Raw genomic sequence first — 19,335 nt, forward strand, 5'->3', positions numbered from 1 at the left:
GTCTCGAACGTTTTACTGGGCAAAGACTTGCTTGAGCTTGTCGGCGGGCAGCGCGGAGGAAAGATCGGCGTCGGGCGGCGCCGACGGATCACACTTCGGATCGATGCCTTTGGCGCTATCGGCGTACGTGAACGGAAGGATCGACGGCGACTCCTTGTCCTGGGTCCCCTGATAAGCCGCTACCCCCTGGCGCACCGCGAAGCGAACGTAAGACGTCGTGCCATCGACCGTGTAATACGGAAAATGCGTGCCGGCCTTTTTGGCCGCCATGTAGTGGCAGTTCAACTCGTTGTCGCTCGCAATGGTCGCAATCGCCGGAACGGGCAGATGCGCCTGCTCGAATGCCTTAGCCGCCGCGAGTGCCGTTACGCCGAAATCGGTGACGATCGCATCGATCTTCGGATACTGCGCAATGAGGCCGGCCGTGGCCTTTTGTGCATCTACGGGGTTCCAGTTCGTCACGACGAACTGCTCGTTGAGCAGCTTCAGATTCGGGTATGGCTTGAGCCCGGCTTTCAGGCCGTCCAGGAAGTTCTGCGAGGGTGCAGCGCCCGGCGACCCGCCCAGAAACACCACATTCCCCTTCTTCACATTGGCGCCGAGCCAGTCGGCCCACAGCACGCCAATCTGCTTCGTGTCTCCAACCACGTTCACGACGTAGTCGCGTCCGGGTACGCCCGCGATCTGCGCGGAGTACGGCACCACCGCAACGCCCGCTTTCATGGCCGCCCGCATGGCGGGAAGCTGCACCGCGCCGAAGTCAGGAAGCAGGATGAGCACGTTGATGCCCTGCGCCACCATGCTGTTGATATCGGAGTTGGCCTTTTGCGGATCGCCATTGGCGTTGCTGTAGATGATCCGCTTGACGTTCTTGCAGCGGCTCAGCTCGTCCTTGACCTCGGCAAGGCCGGTCTTGCGCCATGTATTGCCGCCATAGCCGTCCGACACGCCGACGATCATCGGCTTGGTGCCGCACAACGGCGTGATATCGCCCTGTTGGTTCGTCACCGAGTCGCCAGCCGCGTAAGCCGCCGTGCCGATAACGCTCGCGCCGAGCAACGCCGCGATCTGCGCGAGCATACGGCGGGACCTGGACAGTGCATGAGCTTCTTTCCTCTCGATGGCATGTTGGGTGAGGCCGTGCGAATGGTTGTTTCGCGTGCCATTCGGCCATACGTGAAGCGGGTCGAACATGGTGATCCTCGATGTCGTGTTGAGTGTGATTCGAAGCGTCATGATGCGCCGCTTCATCCGTACTACGAAATATATGGATTGGTCTCCAAGCCTTTCCTGGCCACTTCCTTGTTATTTGTCCACGCTTAGGCCACTCCCAAACTCAATGATGCGATACAGAATCGATTTATGTCGAATGATGTGTTTCGGAATGACCGATGTCAAGATTCCTGGGGAATCTCCCTAGCGCCGCCCCGCGCCGGTTCGGTGCCGCTCCACGTTTGCTGTCATCTGACGCAGTGGCCGCGCCCACCCAGGTAATTTCCCTGGGTCCCTTGACTTAATTCATTCCAAACAACATCATTCGATATAAATCGATCTTGCTCGGAATGATCTCTGCGCAAACGATTTTGGTGAGAGGCATCCACCTCCCGCGCCCCGGGCGGGCACGGGCCGTGACGTCACTGGCGCCCCGGCAAAACCTCTCCAGTTTGATTGCCGTCGGTTCGGAAGCTTTGCGGACCAAAATTCACTACCTGTGTCGAGGATCATCATGATCGAGAAATTGCCCCTCTGGGAAGCCGCCAAGCGCGAAATGGAGGAGTACCAATTCATTGCTGGGGCCGAGTTGCAGCCCAAGTGGGACGTGCCTGAGAAAGTCGCCATCAATGCTGCCGTTTCCGGCCGCTTTGAAGACACGACGTCCTTTCAGGCCTACGTGGATGAAGCGACCAGCGTGATCGAAGCCGGGGCCTGCGGCGTTCACATCGACTTCTCGTTCATGACCGACAAAGAAGGCCGCCGCCTCGATCGCGACATCGTGCCGGTCGAGGCCTACAAACAGGTGATCGAGCCGCTGCGCAAGCGCTTCGGCAACGATTTCGTGCCGAACGTGAACGTGCTGCACGGCACGACGTTCGACATGTGCATGGGCCCCGCTCGCGAAGGCCTGACCGAAGTCGCGCCCTGCGCGCCGGGTCACCCTGAGGCCTTCGCGGTGCCGGCCGTCGCCACGCTCGAGGAAGTCGGCGTCAAGCCCGAACTGGCGGTGCACAGCTCCGGCGAAATCGAGCTTGCCAAGCGCAAGCTGATCGACACGGGCATTCTCAAGCCGCCGTACAACTGGCTGATCCTGTACGGCCTGCCGTTCAATGTCGGACGCACGCTGGTCTCGGGCACGTGGGTGAGCGACACCGAGGACATGACGAAACACCTGTTCCTGATGGTCGACCAGATTCGCAAGATCGATCCGACGTCGGTGATCAGCGTCTGCGCGGCGGGACGCGCAACGCTCTACATGACGACCCTCGCCACCATGATGGGGCTGCATATCCGCGTCGGCACGGAAGACACGCCGTGGAAGTACCCGAACAGCGACGAACGTCTCGCGAGCAACCTCGAAATGTTCACCATGGCGCGCGATATCGCGGCCCTGCTCGGACGCAAGCCGGCAACGGCCAATGAGTACCGGCAGCTGATCGGCAAGCCGGCCCGCTGAGAACGGGGCCGCGCGACCGTGGCCTCAAGCGCAATGAGCCACGGTCGCGAGATCGCGCCTATAACGCCTGTAACGGCCCGGTGCCTTCAAGCCCCCAGGAGAAATGACAGATGAACGATGAAACGAAAGGCGCGGAGCCCACCGTGCAGTTGTGGACGCGGGACGGGTTTCTCGGTGCGCTTTCGGTCGTGACCCGACCGACGTATGCGCCCGATTACCTTTCTGTCGAAGGGCCGCATGCGCCCCGCAGAGCCGTGCTCGAGCGCCTGATTCCGGGCGACGCGAGCGACCCGCAAGCCCTCCCGACGACTGTCGCAACATCGCGGATCGGCGTGAAAGTGCACGTATCCGCCCGCCGTGCGCCGATGCCGTTCGTGGTGCGCAACGTCGAGGCGGACGAGATTCACTTCATCCAGTCGGGCACGGTGAAGTTCGAAACCGATGTCGGCAGCCTCATCGCCGGGGAGGGCGACTTCGTCTGCATTCCGCGCGCGATTGCCTACCGCTACGGCCCGACGGATGGCGCGATGCGCAGCCTCATCGTGGAGAGTCCCTCGGCGCTCAAGCTCTCGCCGCCCGCGCCATCCGGCATGCTCAACGTCGCGCGGGATCTGAAATACGCCGAAATCGATCCGGACATCGCGCCAGGCGGTCCGACCCGGTTGATCCTGAAGACGCTCGACGGCGAGAACACCGTTTTCGTCATGCCACACGACCCGCTCTCGCTGGGCGTGCGGCTTTCCGATAGCGTGCCGGTGTGGAAGCTCAATCTCACGAAAATCCAGGTTCATACCTATCTTCCGGAGGGCGGCCCGCCGAGCCCCTTCCTTTCGTCGGGCACGGGCGACCTGCTGTTGTTCAACCTCAGCGCGCGCCCGGGAGGCCGGCCGCCCGTCCATATCAATGCCGATTTCGATGAAATGATCTGCTACGTGCGCGGCCCCGGCGCGTGGGGCGGCTGTACGGAACCCGGCACCTTGACCTGGGTGCCGAAAGGCGTGATCCACCACGGGCCGTCCGAGGACGTTCCCGAAGGCTACCAGGCATGGCTGCTCGAAACGCGCGCAACTTTGCGCTGGACGCCAGAGGCCCTTGCCATCTCACAGCTGATGGAAACCGGCAATTACGCGCCTCATCCGGGCGCCGCGAAATGACACGCTGATCGTGGCCCGACTCGCTCGGCACCACGCTCAGGCGAGGCCAATTAGAAAGGAGACCGAAATTGGAAGCGAAACTTCAGCAAATGCTGGACGAAGGCGAGATTCGCCGCGTTCATATCCGCTACTGCCGCGGCATCGACCGGATGGATTGGGACCTCGTGCGCTCGTGCTATCACCCCGACGCAATCGACCGGCACGGTGCGTATAACGGCGACGTAGAAGGCTTCATCGAATGGGCAGCCGAATTGCTGCCGAATTTCGAATCGACGCAGCATTTCACGGGCAACCAGTATGTCGAGGTACACGGCGATCGGGCGTTCGCGGAGCACTATGCGCGCGCCAGCCACCGGACCAGGCCCGAAGACGGCAAGCCCGCAATGGATTGGGTGGTGAACATTCGCTACGTGGACCGTATGGAGCGGCGCAACGGCGAATGGCGCATTGCCGACCGGGTCGTGGTACTCGATTCGCAGCGTTCGGACCCGGTTCCCGAGGGCCAGGCGCCGCTCGGCAATTCGAATGTCGGCCGCCGCGACAGGGAAGATCCCTCGTACCAATACCAGACCGTATGACGGGTGCGCCCGTTATCTGAAGCAAGAGGAACACATGGACAGGAAACTTCGCGTGGGCATTGTCGGCCTGAGCGCAGATCGCGGTTGGGCGGCAATGGCCCATCTTCCCGCCTTGCGGGCGTTGCCCGATGTCTTTGAGCTTGTGGGCGTCGCCAATACGACGCTCGCCAGCGCGCAGGCCGCCAGCGCCGCGTTCGGCATCCCGCGCGCATTCGAAAACGCCGCAGCGCTTGCGGCGTCGCCGGATATCGACGTTATCGTCGTCACCGTCAAGGTCCCGCACCACCGCCAGGTCGTCACCACGGCCTTGCAGGCCGGCAAGAGCGTGTACTGCGAATGGCCGCTCGGCAATGGCCTGGAAGAAACCATCGCACTCGCGGAGCTTGCACGCGAGAAGAAGGCGCTCGCTGTCGTGGGCACGCAGGCGATTGCCTCGCCTGAAGTGCAGTTCCTGCGCAAGCTGGTCGCGCAAGGTGAGATCGGCGACGTCCTCTCGTCGACGTACGTGGGGTCCGGCATCAGTTGGGGCGGCGATATCCTGCGGGGCGACGCCTACGCCATGGATGACCGCAACGGCGCCACGCTGCTTTCCGTGATCGGCGGGCACGCTATTGCCGCGATTCAGGCGGTACTCGGCGAGATCGGCGAGATCGGCGCGGTGCTATCGCAACGCCGCCAGACGGTCCGTGCGATCGAAACGGGCGAAGCCGTGCAGATGAAAACGCCAGATCACGTCATGGCAAACGCCGTTTTGCGCTCCGGTGCACCGCTGTCGCTGGAATTGCGCGGCGGCGTTCCGCGCGGAACGAAGCTGTTGTGGGAAATCAACGGAAGCCAAGGCGATTTGCGTGTCACCGCACGGAACGAATACGTGCCTTGCGTGAATATTTCACCATTACGTGTGGAGTTCGGCCGCAAGGGCGAGGAAGGCTACACGGAACTCGCGATTCCCGATCCCTTCCCCATTGATGCCGAAGACGCGGTTGCCGCACGCAACGTCGCCGGTATTTACCGGTTGATGGGCCAGGACCTGCTTCATGGCACGCGCACCGCCCCCAGTTTCGACCACGCACGCGCGCTTCACGAGGTGCTCGAAGCGATCGAGCAATCGAGTCGAGCCGGCAAACGGGTGAAAGTGGGGTAAAAGCGCGCAAGCACGTCCGGCAGGCCGGGCAGTGGGAGGTGGACGCCTTCGCTTCGAGCAAGGCCGTCCTGCATGTTCTGGTCACGCGACGATTAAGACGCGCGTGATGAGGAGAAGACAATGGCCAGCGCAGAAAAGTCATTGCGCGCGATGGTCGAGTTCTGGCTCGCCCCGACCTCGATGGACGCGGTTCACGTGGTCGAATTCCGGAACCGGCGCGCGAAGTGTCAATGCTATGTGTGTGTCGAAGCCAGCCGGGCAGCGGGCCCCGCGGCCCTGTTCTTCTTTCGCCACACGGACGGCCTTTGGCATATCTTCCCGCAAGGGCGGGAGCGCCCCAGCATGCGGGTGGCCTGAACGCAGCCAGGGCGGCTTGGCGCCGCCCTACCCGCCGCCAGCTAGTCGACGATGGAGTCGCCCTGGGAAATCTGGGTCAGATTGGCTTCAATCCGGCGCATGACTTTCCAGAAAACGTGAAGGTCGTTCGGCGCGATGCCCTCGAACGAACCTGAAACCATCGCCGTAATTTCTGGCAGCAGTTCGTCGACGAGACGTTGCCCCTCCTCCTGCAGACTGACGTAATACTTTCTCCGGTCCTTCGGGTCGCGCGTACGTCGCACGAGATTGCGCTTTTCCATGCTGTCTAGCGCCGGCACCGCGGTGGTCGAGGCAATGCCTACCCGCTTGCTGAGTTCCAGCTGGTTCATTTCGCCACGCTCGGCAAGCACGCGCAGATAGAGCCAGTGCGCAACCGAAATACCCTCCCTGTCCAGCACCTTTTGCGCCTGGCTGTCGTAAAGCCGGTATAGCGTGCGTGCCATCCACGGAACGGTTCTGCCGCGCACATCGACCGCGACTGAACGCGACGTCGCGCCCTGTTCATCGAGCCCCTCCAGTTCCAGGGCTTCCTTGACTGCATTCGAACTCAGCTTTGACATAAGCCACTCCTCAACATGGGGGCCGCGGAAAGATCGGTCATGCCTTCGGTGCAGGGAATTCCCTGGAGCCCTTGACTTTGCCCGTCCCGGAACACATCATTCGATATCAATCTATCTCAATTTGGATGATCTCTCAAGGGATAATCCAGATTGTCACCGGCGGTGATATCCCACGTCACAGCGCCTGGTTCAATTCACGATCGAGACTGGCATGCAACGACAACTCCTTGTGCTCATACTCTGGCTCATGCCATTCGCCCTTCGCATGGCCGCGCGCCGGTTTCCCAGCGTGCGCAAGCACCTGGGCGCCGGGCGATGGGTCATACAATTGCGGCTGCGGGACAACAGCCTCGCGCGGCAACTCCATTTCAAGGACGGCACCCTGTCTGCCAGCTGGGGACCGTACGCCGCGCCGGACGCCGAACTCGTGTTCATGGACGTTGCCACTGCCCGCCGCATGCTCGCGCCAACGACCGACCATGCGTTCCTGATCGACGCCCTGAAGAACTTCAAGATCACCCAGGGCGGCAGCGACGAGGCGCTGGTCTGGTTTGGCCAGCTCGTCAACACGATGAAGACGGCCTCGTGGCGCAAGGGCACGCCGATGAAGGACGGCACGACCCGCTATGTCACGCTGACCAACGGCGGCCCCGTATTTGTTTACGTGAAGGACGACAAGATCATCCGGACGACCCCGATCGATCTTGTGGAGGAAGATGGACCGAGCTGGACCATTCGCGCGCGCGGGCGCCAATTTTCGCCCGCCCGCCGCGGCACGGTCAGCCCGCATGCGCTTTCGCTCAAGTCGCTCGTCTACTCCGACAAGCGCATCCTTTACCCGATGAAGCGTGTCGACTTCGACCCCAACGGCGAGCGCAACATCCAGAATCGCGGCATCTCCGGTTACGAGCGGATCAGTTGGGACGAAGCGCTCGATATCGTCGCCGGTGAAATCCGCCGCATGAAGCAGCAATACGGTCCCGGCGCCATCGCCATGGCGACCGGCGCGCACCATCAGTGGGGAAACATCAACTACTACCTGAGCGCAATGCAGCGCTTCGGCAACCTGATCGGCTACACGCGCGTGGAAATGAGCCCGATCAGTTGGGAAGGCTGGTATTGGGGCGCCATGCACCACTATGGCAACAGCTTGCGCCTCGGTACGCCGAGCTTTTACGGCACCGCCGTGGATTGCCTCGAAAACGCCGAACTCATCGTGTTCTGGTCGAGCGATCCCGAGTCGACCAATGGGGTCTACGCCGGGTTCGAAGGCACGGAGCGCCGCCTGTGGGCAAAGCAGCTCGGCGTCGAGTTCGTCCACATCGACCCGTACCTCACGCAGTCGGCCCAGCTGCTTGGCGGAAAGTGGCTTCCCATCCGTCCCGGCACCGACTCGGCTTTTGCGATCGCCATCATGCACGAGTGGATGGTGAACGATACCTATGATAAGGAGTACGTTGCGAACCGCACCACGGGCTTCGACGAGTGGCGCGCCTACGTGCTCGGCGAAGAGGATGGCATACCCAAGACCCCCGAATGGCAGGAAGCCGAAACCGGCATTCCGGCAAAGGACGTGCGCAGTCTCGCCCAATTGTGGGCGTCGAAGAAAACTTACCTCGCAGCGGGTGGCCTGGGCGCGGGCTTCGGCGGCGCCTGCCGCACGGAAACCGGCGCCCAGTGGGCGCGCAACGTCGTCATGATGATGGCCATGCAAGGCTGGGGGAAACCAGGCATCAACTTCGGCAATCTGCAGATCGGCGCACCGCAGGACCTGAACTTCTACTTCCCAGGCTACGCCGAGGGCGGAATTTCCGGCGATCTGAACTACACGGCGAGTGCGGCGCACAACTATTGCCGCATGCCGCACATCATCACGATCAACCCCGTCAAGCAGTCTGTCCCCCGTCAGCGCCTTGCCGAAGCCATTACGGAAGGCAAAGCGGATGGCTACCTGTGGGACGGATTTTCGATCGAAGGGCAATTTGCCTACTACTCGTATCCGCGGCCGGGTTACTCGCCCATTCATATGCTGTACCGCTACGGCTCGTCTTCGTTCGGCACGGTCCCCGGATCGAACCGGATGATCGACGCGTACCGCCACTCGTCGCTCGAATTTGTCGTCAACCAGTCGATCTGGATGGAGAACGAAGCGCAGTTCGCCGACATCATCCTGCCCGCGTGCACGGCGCTCGAACGCGACGACATCTCCGAGTGGGGCAATTGCGGCGGTTATATCCAGCACGCGCAGAGCCAGATCAATCACCGGATGATGATCATGCAGCACAAGTGCATCGAGCCGCTGGGCGAATCCCGCTCGGACTACCAGATCTTTCTGGATATCGCCTTGCGGCTCGGTTATGGCGGCATGTACTCCGAAGGCGGCGGGTCTGAGCTTACGTGGTGCGAGCGCATGTTCAACTCGACCGACCTGCCAAAGCAGACAACCTGGAAGAAGTTCCTCAAGAAGGGCTATCACATCGTGCCGCCGCCTGCCGACGACGATCGTCCGCCCGTGGACATGCGCTGGTTCGCCGAAGGCCGCACGAAGGATCTGCCGGAAGCGAATCCGCTGCCCGGCGTCTACTCGAACACGTTCGGCGAAGGACTGCCCACGCAGTCCGGCAAATTCGAGTTCGTGCCCTCCAGCCTGCGCCGCATCGAAGCGATCGATCCCGTGCGTCCGGCCGTCAACCGGTACATCAATCGCGACAGCGCAATCAAGCACCCGTATCCGCTGCAGCTCGTGACCAATCATCCGGTCTACAGCTTCCATACCCACGCGGACGGAAAGAACAGCCATATCAGCACGATCAACGAGCACCGGCTCAATGTGGGCGGCTATCGTTACTGGGTACTCCGAATGAGCGTAAAGGATGCCGCCGCACGTGGGCTGCACTCCGGCGATCTCGTACGCGTGCACAACGCGCAGGCCTCGGTCATCTGCGCGCTGGACGTTTCGGAGCTGATCAAGGATGGCGTTGCGCGCGGAAACGAATCGTGCGCCGAACTCGATCTGATCAAGACTGCGGTCGGCATGGTCGACCGCGGAGGTTGTCTGAACCTGCTCACGCCGGGACGGAAAATGAGCACAACCGCAGACGGAATCATGCCCAACACTTGCTGGGTGGAGGTGGAAAAATGGGACGCGACACTGGAGAACGCAGCATGAGCAACTGGGCACTGGTTATCGACGTTTCGCTTTGCATCAACTGCCGCAACTGCGTCATCGCCACGAAAGACGAATACAGCGGCAACGCCTTTCCCGGCTATTCGGCACCGCACCCGCCCGAGGGGCTAGAGACGATACGTGTCGAACGGCATGTGCGGGGAGAAGGCGCGCTCGTCGACGTCACGTATATCCCGAAGGCCTGCAATCATTGCGACAACGCGCCTTGCGTGAAGGCCGCGCCGGACGGCGCGATCTACAAGCGCCCGGACGGGATCGTCATGATCGATCCGGAGAAAGCGCGCGGCAGGCGCGATCTGGTGAAAAGCTGCCCGTACGGCATGATCGAATGGAACGAACAGGAACAGGTGCCGCAAAACTGGAACTTCGACGCCCACCTGCTCGACGCCGGATGGAAGGAGCCGCGCTGCGCCCAGGCCTGCCCCACCAAGGCCATTCGCGCGCTGAACGTACCGGAGCCCGAACTCGAGAAGATCGTGAAAGACGACAACCTCACGGTCATTCACCCGGAGTTCGGCACGAAGCCACGCGTCTTCTACCGCCATCTTGAGGACGCGCTGAGCCATCTCGTGGCGGGCAATGTGTGCGAAACCATGGAAGACGGACGCCCGCGCAATCTGGCAGGTATCGAAGTGGTGCTGCGTGACTCCGCGAGCGGCGAGGAGCGCACGACGCGAACCGATCATTTCGGCGACTTCCGTTTTTCCGGCTTGAATACGATGACTTCGACGGTCGAAGTGCGCGTGCGCAAGGACGGTCAGGAGAAGGTCATCGCAACGCGGGAGCGCACGGGCAGCGTCAACCTCGGCACCCTGTTGTATTGATCGTTTGTGCGGGGGCGCCTTTGGGCGCGCCCGCCTGCCGCGTTCGAGAACGGACAAGCGGGCGCATTTCAGCGCTCAAATAGCGAAGCTTTCGAGCGTGGCTGGATGAAACAACTCGCGGGCTTCAAGGCGGCGGCTCGACAGACCCTCTGCATGATGGCGTTCCAGGAAGCGGTTGATGACGTGCTCGTTCTTCGCGAAACCGTACGACCAGAAGTCCTCGCCCATCAGCTTGCGCGCCGCTCGAAGCTGGTCCTCCACGAAGGGCAACGTAATTTTCGTTGCCGACGTGTCGCTCAGGCGCGTTAGCGCGAGCGCCTTCGACTTCTCGAACGCCTTCATCAGCGCGCCGGGCAGCCACGGATGACGCTCCGCGAGCGTCTTGCGCACGCCCAGCGTGTGCATGATCGGGAACAGGCCAGTACGCGTGTACCAGTCGGCGGCGGTCTTGTGCGGATCGTCGAACAGGTACTTCACCTGAGGATGCCCGCGGTCGAAGCACGACGGCGCACGCGGGCCGATCACGGCATCGATTGCTCCATCGGCCAGCAGTTCCGAAATTGTTTTCCCGGTGGGCGCCGTTTCGAGCCTGATATCGTCTGGCAACTGCAGCGTAATCTTCTCGACTCTCGACGCGTCCTCATAGCCGCCGCGCACCCACGTCACGTCCGACGCCTTGACGCCGTAATCTTCCTCGAGAAACAGGCGCACCCAGACGTTGGCGGTGAGCTGGTACTCGGGCACGCCGATACGCTTACCCTTGAGATCTTCGGGACGCTCGATCCCGCGGTCCGCGCGCACGTAGATGGACGTGTGTCGAAACGCACGCGACGGAAAGACCGGCACGGCAATGTACGGCGACGTACCCGCAGCGGTTTTCACCGAGTAGCTGCTGAGCGAAAGTTCGCAGACGTCGTAGTCTGCATGCCGGAATGCGCGGAAGAATATTTCTTCGGGATCCTGAAGCATGAAAACTGGATCGACGCCCTCGATCTGTACATCACCATCCACCAGTGGGCGAATCCGGTCGTAGTTCCCTACGGCAACGGATAACTGAAGCTTGCTCATTGCCTCTCCTCAATACCTCGAAAATTTCTCATGACTCGGAACCGGAAAGGCCGCACCTCGGCACATTCGATTTATATCGAATGATCCTAAACGGTATTGATGTTGTCAAGATCAGTATGTCCTCATGTGGGGCGCTGGCCGGCCTCCCAGGAGAATCCCTGAGTTCCTTGACATCCACAGCACTCCAGCCCATCATTCCGTTTAAATTCATCCCATTTGCGATCATTCTATATAGAATGATTAGGAAGAACAGAGGCACACGCCATGAGCACTGATATGACGAAAGATTGGGACCTGGAGGTCGATGTCATCATTCTGGGAGCAGGCGCAGGTGGTCTTTCGGCGGCGATCGTCGCGAAGCATGAAGGGCTCGAGCCGCTCGTACTCGAAAAGACGGACCAGGTCGGAGGCACCTCCGCCTGGTCGGTCGGCATGATGTGGTTTGTGGACAGCGCGCCCATGCAGCGCGCGGGCTTCAAGGATTCCTTCGATAAAGCGCGCCGATACTTTGCCGCCACGGTCGGCAACAGCGTGGGCAACCCGCTTCAGGAAAGCTACATCACGCAGGGCCGGGTTGCCTTGGACTACCTCGTGCGGCATTCCGAGCTGAAGGTGGCGGCAGTCGACTATCCGGACTATTACCCCGAGTCCGATGGCGGCATGTTCGGACGCGCCCATGCCCCGCTGGATTTCGACGGCCGCAAACTCGGCGCGCACTTCAAGGATTTACGCGCTCCGCTCCCCGCGTTCGCACCCTTTGGCGGCATGATGCTCGACCTCGTGGACTTGAACCACTTCCTTGCCCTCACGCGCTCGTTCAAGTCGTTCTCCCACGTCGCAAAGCGCTTCCTGCGCTATGGCATGGACCGCCTGAGCTATCACCGCGGCACACGACTCGTTGGTGGCAACGCGCTCGTTGCACGCCTCTACAAAACGGTTCTCGATGAACAGATTCCACTTTGGCTGCGCGCCCACGCAACGCGACTCATCACCGCGAATGGCGCCGTGATCGGCGCCGAAGTCACGCGCGACGGCCGCATGTTGCGCGTGCGTTCACGCCGCGGTGTGGTGATCGCAACCGGGGGCTATAGCGGAAGCGCCGCCATGCGGCGCGAGCATTCGCGTCAGCCAACGGTGGAACTTGGACTGGGCTTGCCGAGCAACATCGGTGAAGGCATTCGGCTAGCCCTTTCCGTGGGCGGCCGGCTCGATCACAATGCGCTCGACACCGGCTACTACGTGCCGGTCTCCGTTTTCAGGAATGGCAACAACGAGACATTGTGGGGCCATTTCATGCTCGATCGGCCCAAGCCCGGTTTCATTGCCGTCAATAAGGAAGGCAAGCGCTTTACGAACGAAGCGGCCTCGTACCACGCATTCACGCAAGGCATGTTCGACGCCGGCGCGATTCCCGCATTTCTTGTCGCCGATGCAGCCGCCGTGAAAAAGTACGGCATTGGCGTCATTCTTCCGGGCATGTCGCTGCGCCGCTATGAACGGGCAGGCTATCTGCATAGCGGCAACACGCTCGCGGAACTCGCCGCCAAAATCGGCATCGACGCCGATGGCCTCGCACGCAGCGTGCTTCGAAATAATCACTTCGCGCAAACCGGTGTCGACGAAGATTTCGGCAAGGGCGCCTCTGCCTACAACATCTACAAAGGCGACCCGGCCCATGCGCCGAACCCGTGCATCGGGCCAATCGCGCAGGGACCGTTCTATGCCGTCAAGCTGATGCCGGGCGACTTCGGTACGAGCCGCGGCCTCGTCACAGGGCCGAGCGGCGAAGTCCTGGATCACAACAACCAGCCGATTCCCGGCATCTTCGCGTGTGGCAATGACATGAACTCGCCCGTTGGCGGCCACTACATTGGAGCCGGAATTACACTCGGCCCAGCGCTCACGTTCGGCTACCTGGCCGCCATGGCGCTAGCAAAGCGTGATCCGTCACGGGCCACGCTTGCGAGCAAACCCACTTCGCGGGCAGCCCAGAATATCGGTCAGGGCTGACACGCAGGCGGCCGGTTAGCCAAACACCTTGTTCGCCACCTTCGCAATCAATTCGCCCTGGTGGCGTGCGCCATCCAGGTCGATTTTGCTCGGCTGCCGCTGGCCCTGTCCGCCCGCAATCGTCGTCGCGCCGTAGGGGGAACCGCCTGCGATCTCGTCCAGCGTCATCTGAGCTTGATAGCTGTACGGCAACCCGACGACGACCATGCCGAAGTGCAACAGGTTGGCGATGACCGAAAAGAGCGTGGCCTCCTGCCCGCCGTGCTGGGTGGCCGTCGACGTGAAAGCGCCGCCGACCTTGCCATTGAGCGCTCCGCTCATCCACAGGCCGCCGGCCTGGTCGAGAAACGCCGCCATCTGCGACGACATGCGTCCGAAACGGGTCGGCGTTCCGATGACGATGGCATCGTAATTGGCGAGTTCCGCAACGGTCGCGACCGGCGCCTGCTGGTCCAGCTTGAAATGGGCGCCTGCGGCGACTTCCTGCGGCACGGTTTCGGGCACACGCTTGACGTCGGCGGTTGCACCCGCGGCGCGGGCGCCTTCCGCAACGGCCTCTGCCATGGCTTCGACATGCCCATAGGAGGAGTAGTACAGCACCAGAACTTTCGACATAACAGGCTCCTTTCAACACATACCGGCAGCGCCGGGATCAGGAGGTTTGTGACGCCTGGAGTGACTTGTCACCCAACTGCGCAACTGCGAATGCACGGCAATCGGTAAGCGCCACGCACCTCGACTAGAAAGAGGAACTCCCGCTAGTTTCCACCAACACGAGTTCGGAGTCTTCCAGAGCGGCTATCTCGCTTGCCGCCACGTTCGTAATTGCCACGCCGTCTAGCGGGCCTACCCTCTCGCCGTCGATTTCGATACAGCCCGACGCCACGACGAGATATGCGCAACCTTCTACGAGGAAGCCCTGCCTGACACGCTCACCCGCCTTGAGCGTAGCGCCGGAGAGGCGCGCGTCGGCGCGAATGGGAAGCGCGCCTTCATCTTCGGCAAAGCCGCTGGCGAGCACGACGAAACGACCAGAGCGGTCGCTCTTCGGAAACGCCCGGGTATCCCAGCGCGGTTCGCCACCCGCCTTGCGCGGCAACAGCCACACTTGATAGAGCTTGAGCGGGACATCGCCCTGGTTGTACTCGGCGTGCCGTATGCCTGTACCCGTGCTCATGACCTGCACGTCGCCAGCGCGAATCGTCCCTTCGGAACCAATGGTGTCGCGATGCCCAAGAACGCCCTCGCGGACGTAAGTGACGATCTCCATGTCCCGGTGCCCATGCATCGGGAAACCGCCGCCAACCGCAATCTCGTCATCGTTCCACACGATCAGAGGCCCCAACGCCGCATGCGCTGGATTGCCTCCGGCATTCACAGCGAAATGGTATTTGGCGCGCAACCAGCCATAATCGGCCCCGTCGAGCGCGGCCCAACGTCTATGTACAAGCATTTCCGCTTCCTTCAGTAAATTGAAGCTGCCGACCGTCGTGAACGACGGCTCAGCCACGGATCAATGCTATATCGGCAAACATGGGCGCGAAATGTCCGGGCACACAAAGCAACGTTGCCTGCAGTAGAACGATGGCGAACGCCGGGGAAGCATGCTTACCACGCAAATCAATCAGGCATCCGAAATAATATATTCGCTCGGCATTCGGGAGCCCCCCGGCAGACCCGGCTTCGCCGAAGTTGAGGTCCGCCGTGATCCTTCTCGCTACCGCTGACGCACGGATCAGTCGACGACCGTTTCGCCCTGCGCCATCTGGAAAAGATTCGCTTCGATCTGGTGCACGACCTTCCAGAACACTTTCATGTCTCTCTGCGAAATGCCGTCGAGTGACGCCGAAATCATTTCAGTGAGTTCGGGAAGCAATTCGTCGACCAGGCGTTTGCCTTCGGGCTGCAGCCTGATGAAATGCTTTCGCCGGTCGTTGGGATCGCGCACTCTTTGCACGAGACCGCGCTTTTCCAGATTGTCGAGCGCCGGAACCGCGGTCGTCGACGCAATGCCGACGCGCTTGCTCAGTTCAAGCTGATTCACCTCGCCGCGCTCGGCCAGCACGCGAAGGTAGTACCAGTAAGCGATAGGCAGCCCTTCCCGGTCGAGGATCTTTTGCGCCTTTGCGTCATAGAGCCGGTGAACCGTTCGCGCCATCCACGGAACGGTCCTGCCTCGATCGTCGAACACATCCGATGACCGTTCTGCCGGCGCCTCAGCAGGCGTTGGAGCAGCCTTGGCGGCTTTCACTGCGGACGAATTTGTCTTGGCCATTCACTTGTTCCTCGGCGCGTGGTCGAGCCAGCGGCCAGAGATCCGGGCGGCGCAAGACGCGTGACAGTTGCGCAGGCCGGCCAATTCCAGAGGTCGCTGATCTCGACTTTCTCACCACATATTATTCGATATGGGTCGAATTCGCCTGGAACTATCTCGTTGAAAACGATCCATTGTCACACGAAATCATACAACACTCTTTCGCGAGACCGGAATCCGCGCGGATCAGGAGCCGACAATGCTGGAAGCCTCCTCTTGCGCCTGGCCTTGCGTGCGCGTGCGCACGAGCGCGCCGGCCAGCGCAGCGGCAAATAACGCCGCAATGGCCCCCACCAGAAACGCCAGGTGATACCCGCCGTTAAGCGCGGCAGCGGCATCGGCTCCCGCCGTGGCCAGTTCATCGGTGCGTGCCGCCGCAAGGCTCGCGAGGATCGCCAGACCCAGTGCCCCGCCCATCATGAACGACGTGTTCACCACCCCCGATGCGAGGCCCGACTCGTCCGGCGCGACATCGCTCATGGCGGCCAGCAGCACGGGGTTGAAGGCCACGCCTGCCCCCAGGCCCATCAGCACCATGCCTGGCAACACGTCCAGCGCATAGCTGCCCCCAACCGGCGCACGCGCGAACAGCGCGAGGCCGGCCGCCGCCAGCAGCAAGCCGAGCGTGAGCGGCGCGCGAATGCCGAAGCGCATGACCAGTCTTGCCGAAAGACCGAGCGAGAACGCCGCCATGATGACGTTGGCCGGCAGGAAGGCCAGCCCCACCTGCATGGCGTTGTAGTTCAGCAAGCGCTGCATGTAGAGCGCCGAGATGAAGAACCACGCGAACAGCGCCGCCGCCCACAGCACGCCCACCACATTCGCCGTGGCCACGTTGCGCAGCGCGAACATGTGTAGCGGCATGAGCGGATGCGACACACGCGATTCGATGACGAGAAATGCGATCAGGAGCGCGATGGCAATTCCCAGCTGGACGAGCGTTTGCGCGGACGTCCAGCCAGCTTCGTTGCCATGCACGACGGCGTACACCGCCAGCATGAGCGACGCGGTCACGGCGATCGCGCCCGCCACATCCAGCCGGGCGCGATCCGCGAGGGGCTTGCCTGCCGGCAGCAGCGCCACGCAGCCGGCATACACCGCCACGCCAATCGGCAAGTTGACGAGGAAGATCCAGTGCCAGTTCAGCGCGCTCGTCAAGACGCCGCCCAGCAACACGCCGATGCTGCCGCCGCCGCCGCCCACGAACCCGTAAATGCCCATCGCCTTTGCGCGGTCCGCCGGCGAGGTGAACAAACTCATGATGAGCGAGAGCGACACGGCCGAGACCACTGCGCCGCCCAGGCCTTGAACCGCGCGCGCCGCGATCAGCAGCGCTTGCGAATTCGCGAGCCCACAGGCCGCCGAAGCCAGCGTGAAAACCGTGATACCGAGCAGGAACAGGCGCCGATGACCGAACAGGTCGCCAAGCCGCCCGCCTAGCAGCAGAAAGCCGCCGAAGGTCAGCATATAGGCATTGACGACCCACACGAGGGAGGTCTCGGTGAACCTCAGATCCGCGCGGATGGACGGCAGTGCAACGTTCACGATGGTCGTGTCCAGCACGATCATCAGCACGCCGAGGCACAGCACCATGAGGGCAAGCCAGCGTTTGCGTTCGTCGATTCCATGCGTCATGTCACGGCCCCTGGAAATGACGGTCATCATACGCTCCGGTCAAATGCAATCGGTGAACGGCCGGCGTTAGCTCACGCCGCAAGAGCAGCGGTTTCCTTCCTCGCCGAATCCATCGCCCCGTTGCGCGCCACGTCACCCATCGCCACACCCTCCGCACGAATGAACGTGATATCCGTGATGCCCAGAAATCCGAAAGCCACCTTTAAATAGCTTTCCTGATGATCGAACGCAGCAGCGGGCGACCCATCGCTGTAAATGCCGCCGCGCGACGAGGCGATGACGAGTTTCTTGCCGCCGCACAGTCCGACCGGTCCCTGGTCTCCATAGCGGAACGTCTGCCCGGCAACGGAGATCCGGTCGATCCAGGCCTTCAGCTGAGAAGGCACGCCGAGGTTGTACATGGGTGCGCCGATCACCACTAGATCGGCGGCGAGGAACGCCTCGAGCGCGGCCTGGCCCATGGCGACGTCGAACTTCACCGCGTCATCGACCGGCGCGCCTTGCGCGGCCGCGAGGTGGGCCGCCGTAAGATGGCCGATCGGCGTGGCGGCCAGGTCGAGGCGCGTGACAGTCAAGTCAGGATGAATAGTGCGCAACGTCGCGACGACATTCGCCGACAGCTCGCGGCTGACCGAACCTTGACCGAGGATGCTGGAATCTACGTGTAGCAGCTTCATGAAATTTTCCTTGAGACGTTGGGGTGCCGCCCACGCGGGCAATCAACACGAATCCCAAGTATGGGATCGAAAAAAGCTCTACACTAGTCGGCAGAATCGGATTGCATTCGTCCATTTATGGAGCAATGGCATGCTCGACCTGAATGACCTCGCGTTGTTCGTGGAAGTGGTCCGCGCGGGCAGCTTTTCCGAGGCGGCGCGGCGCCTGCGCATGCCGGCCAATACGCTGAGCCGGCGCATCGACCAGCTCGAAGGACAACTAAGTACTCGTTTGCTGCATCGTTCGACGCGCAAGCTCGCGCTCAGCACGGAAGGTCAAACGCTGTTCGAGCGCTATGCGCCGGCGATCGATCAAATTCTCGAAATCGGGCGGTTCCATGGAAATGAGCAAACGCCCTCCGGCTCGGTTCGCGTCACGGCTATGGCCGGCCTGTTCGAAATCTTCCGCATTGAATGGCTGGCCGAGTTCTACGCGCGCTATCCGAACATCAGCATTGAGTTCCTGCTGGACGATACGCCGTCCGACCTGGTCGCCGAGCGTATCGACCTGGCCTTGCGCATGGGCATCGAGACGGGAACCGGCTTCAGGGTGCGCAGGCTGGCGCCCGGTGAAATGATCCTCGCGGCAAGTCCGGCCTATCTCGCACGGCGCGCTGCGCCGCGTACGCTGCGTGAACTCGCCGAACACGACTGCCTGACGATATCGAATCGCCAGGGTCGCAACAGCTGGCGTCTGGAGGGTCCGCGCGGCATTCAGGACGTGTCGATCAAAAGCCGGTTCGCAGTCAACGACATGCGAGTGCTGACGCAGGCGTGTGTCGCCGGTCTTGGTATTGCGCAACTGCCGCAGTTGATCGTCGACTCGATCATGGCAGAGGGGAAACTGGTGCGCGTGCTGCCGACCTGGCGGCGATCGAGCAGCGAACTCGGCCTGCAACTCGTGTACACGAGCCGCCCGCCCGTGCCGCCCGCGGTAGCGGTCTTCGCCGAATATCTTGTGGAGAAACTCGGCGATGCGATGTCACTGCCCTCACACAGCCGTGCGAGCCAATAACATTGGTATCGTAAGTCTGTTTGCCATTGCGGGTCGGGGTGCGCCGCGATCCTGTTAGCGATAAAACCCGAAGGGGTCGAG

At 61.9% G+C, this 19,335-nt stretch carries 17 protein-coding genes; 9 read left to right on the forward strand and 8 right to left on the reverse strand.

All coding sequences use genetic code 11. The features are described 5' to 3' along the window. Positions 1-12: 12 nt before the first annotated feature. Positions 13-1,080, reverse strand: a complete 1,068-nt coding sequence (locus U5A57_RS07890; RefSeq protein WP_321909645.1) for a substrate-binding domain-containing protein — start codon at positions 1,078-1,080, stop codon at positions 13-15. A 646-nt stretch (positions 1,081-1,726) separates the two neighbouring features. Here U5A57_RS07890 and U5A57_RS07895 point away from each other — a divergent pair. From U5A57_RS07895 to U5A57_RS07915, 5 genes are all read left to right on the forward strand, one after another. After that, positions 1,727-2,671 (forward strand): 3-keto-5-aminohexanoate cleavage protein, encoded by a 945-nt coding sequence (locus U5A57_RS07895; RefSeq protein WP_321909648.1) that lies wholly within the window; start codon positions 1,727-1,729, stop codon positions 2,669-2,671. Positions 2,672-2,781: 110 nt separating this feature from the next. After that, positions 2,782-3,825, forward strand: a complete 1,044-nt coding sequence (locus U5A57_RS07900; protein ID WP_321909650.1) for a homogentisate 1,2-dioxygenase — start codon at positions 2,782-2,784, stop codon at positions 3,823-3,825. 68 nt (positions 3,826-3,893) lie between these two features. Then, positions 3,894-4,403: a nuclear transport factor 2 family protein gene (locus tag U5A57_RS07905; protein WP_321909652.1), complete on the forward strand. Its 510-nt coding sequence runs from the start codon at positions 3,894-3,896 to the stop codon at positions 4,401-4,403. 34 nt (positions 4,404-4,437) lie between these two features. Further along, positions 4,438-5,547, forward strand: coding sequence for a Gfo/Idh/MocA family oxidoreductase (locus U5A57_RS07910; RefSeq protein ID WP_321909847.1), 1,110 nt, complete (start codon positions 4,438-4,440; stop codon positions 5,545-5,547). Between the two features lie 120 nt (positions 5,548-5,667). Continuing rightward, a complete protein-coding gene (locus tag U5A57_RS07915) occupies positions 5,668-5,904 on the forward strand; it encodes a hypothetical protein (protein ID WP_321909654.1) in 237 nt (78 codons plus the stop codon). Positions 5,905-5,945: 41 nt separating this feature from the next. Here U5A57_RS07915 and U5A57_RS07920 read toward each other — a convergent pair whose 3' ends face one another. Continuing rightward, on the reverse strand, positions 5,946-6,485 hold the full coding sequence (locus tag U5A57_RS07920; protein WP_321909655.1) for a MarR family transcriptional regulator: 540 nt from the start codon (positions 6,483-6,485) through the stop codon (positions 5,946-5,948). Between the two features lie 211 nt (positions 6,486-6,696). On the opposite strand from U5A57_RS07920, the gene U5A57_RS07925 reads away from it, so the two are divergent. Both U5A57_RS07925 and U5A57_RS07930 read left to right on the forward strand, forming a co-directional pair. Next, complete coding sequence (locus tag U5A57_RS07925; RefSeq protein WP_321909656.1) at positions 6,697-9,654, forward strand: molybdopterin-dependent oxidoreductase; 2,958 nt, start codon at positions 6,697-6,699, stop codon at positions 9,652-9,654. Next, positions 9,651-10,496, forward strand: a complete 846-nt coding sequence (locus U5A57_RS07930) for a 4Fe-4S dicluster domain-containing protein (RefSeq protein WP_321909658.1) — start codon at positions 9,651-9,653, stop codon at positions 10,494-10,496. The genes U5A57_RS07925 and U5A57_RS07930 overlap by 4 nt, the downstream gene beginning before the upstream one ends. Before the next feature lie 75 nt (positions 10,497-10,571). Here U5A57_RS07930 and U5A57_RS07935 read toward each other — a convergent pair whose 3' ends face one another. After that, positions 10,572-11,564, reverse strand: coding sequence for an ABC transporter substrate-binding protein (locus U5A57_RS07935; protein WP_321909660.1), 993 nt, complete (start codon positions 11,562-11,564; stop codon positions 10,572-10,574). Between the two features lie 264 nt (positions 11,565-11,828). Here U5A57_RS07935 and U5A57_RS07940 point away from each other — a divergent pair, with 264 nt between their 5' ends. Further along, complete coding sequence (locus U5A57_RS07940; RefSeq protein ID WP_321909661.1) at positions 11,829-13,574, forward strand: FAD-dependent oxidoreductase; 1,746 nt, start codon at positions 11,829-11,831, stop codon at positions 13,572-13,574. Positions 13,575-13,589: 15 nt separating this feature from the next. Here U5A57_RS07940 and wrbA read toward each other — a convergent pair whose 3' ends face one another. The 5 genes from wrbA to U5A57_RS07965 form a co-directional block, all read right to left on the reverse strand. Further along, positions 13,590-14,189 carry an NAD(P)H:quinone oxidoreductase gene (gene wrbA / locus U5A57_RS07945; protein WP_321909662.1) on the reverse strand — a complete coding sequence of 200 codons (600 nt, stop codon included), beginning with the start codon at positions 14,187-14,189 and terminating at the stop codon, positions 13,590-13,592. 124 nt (positions 14,190-14,313) lie between these two features. Continuing rightward, positions 14,314-15,027: a pirin family protein gene (locus tag U5A57_RS07950; RefSeq protein ID WP_321909848.1), complete on the reverse strand. Its 714-nt coding sequence runs from the start codon at positions 15,025-15,027 to the stop codon at positions 14,314-14,316. A 282-nt stretch (positions 15,028-15,309) separates the two neighbouring features. After that, positions 15,310-15,732, reverse strand: a complete 423-nt coding sequence (locus tag U5A57_RS07955) for a MarR family transcriptional regulator (RefSeq protein WP_321909664.1) — start codon at positions 15,730-15,732, stop codon at positions 15,310-15,312. A gap of 342 nt (positions 15,733-16,074) precedes the next feature. Beyond that, positions 16,075-17,523, reverse strand: a complete 1,449-nt coding sequence (locus U5A57_RS07960; protein ID WP_321909665.1) for a DHA2 family efflux MFS transporter permease subunit — start codon at positions 17,521-17,523, stop codon at positions 16,075-16,077. Positions 17,524-17,594: 71 nt separating this feature from the next. Next, positions 17,595-18,200, reverse strand: a complete 606-nt coding sequence (locus U5A57_RS07965) for an FMN-dependent NADH-azoreductase (protein ID WP_321909666.1) — start codon at positions 18,198-18,200, stop codon at positions 17,595-17,597. Positions 18,201-18,330: 130 nt separating this feature from the next. On the opposite strand from U5A57_RS07965, the gene U5A57_RS07970 reads away from it, so the two are divergent. Then, entirely contained in the window at positions 18,331-19,254 is a 924-nt protein-coding gene (locus tag U5A57_RS07970) for a LysR family transcriptional regulator (protein ID WP_321909851.1), read from the forward strand. The last annotated feature ends 81 nt before the right edge of the window (positions 19,255-19,335 follow it).

The sequence above is a fragment of the Paraburkholderia sp. J11-2 genome (assembly GCF_905220185.1).
Classification (GTDB): domain Bacteria; phylum Pseudomonadota; class Gammaproteobacteria; order Burkholderiales; family Burkholderiaceae; genus Paraburkholderia.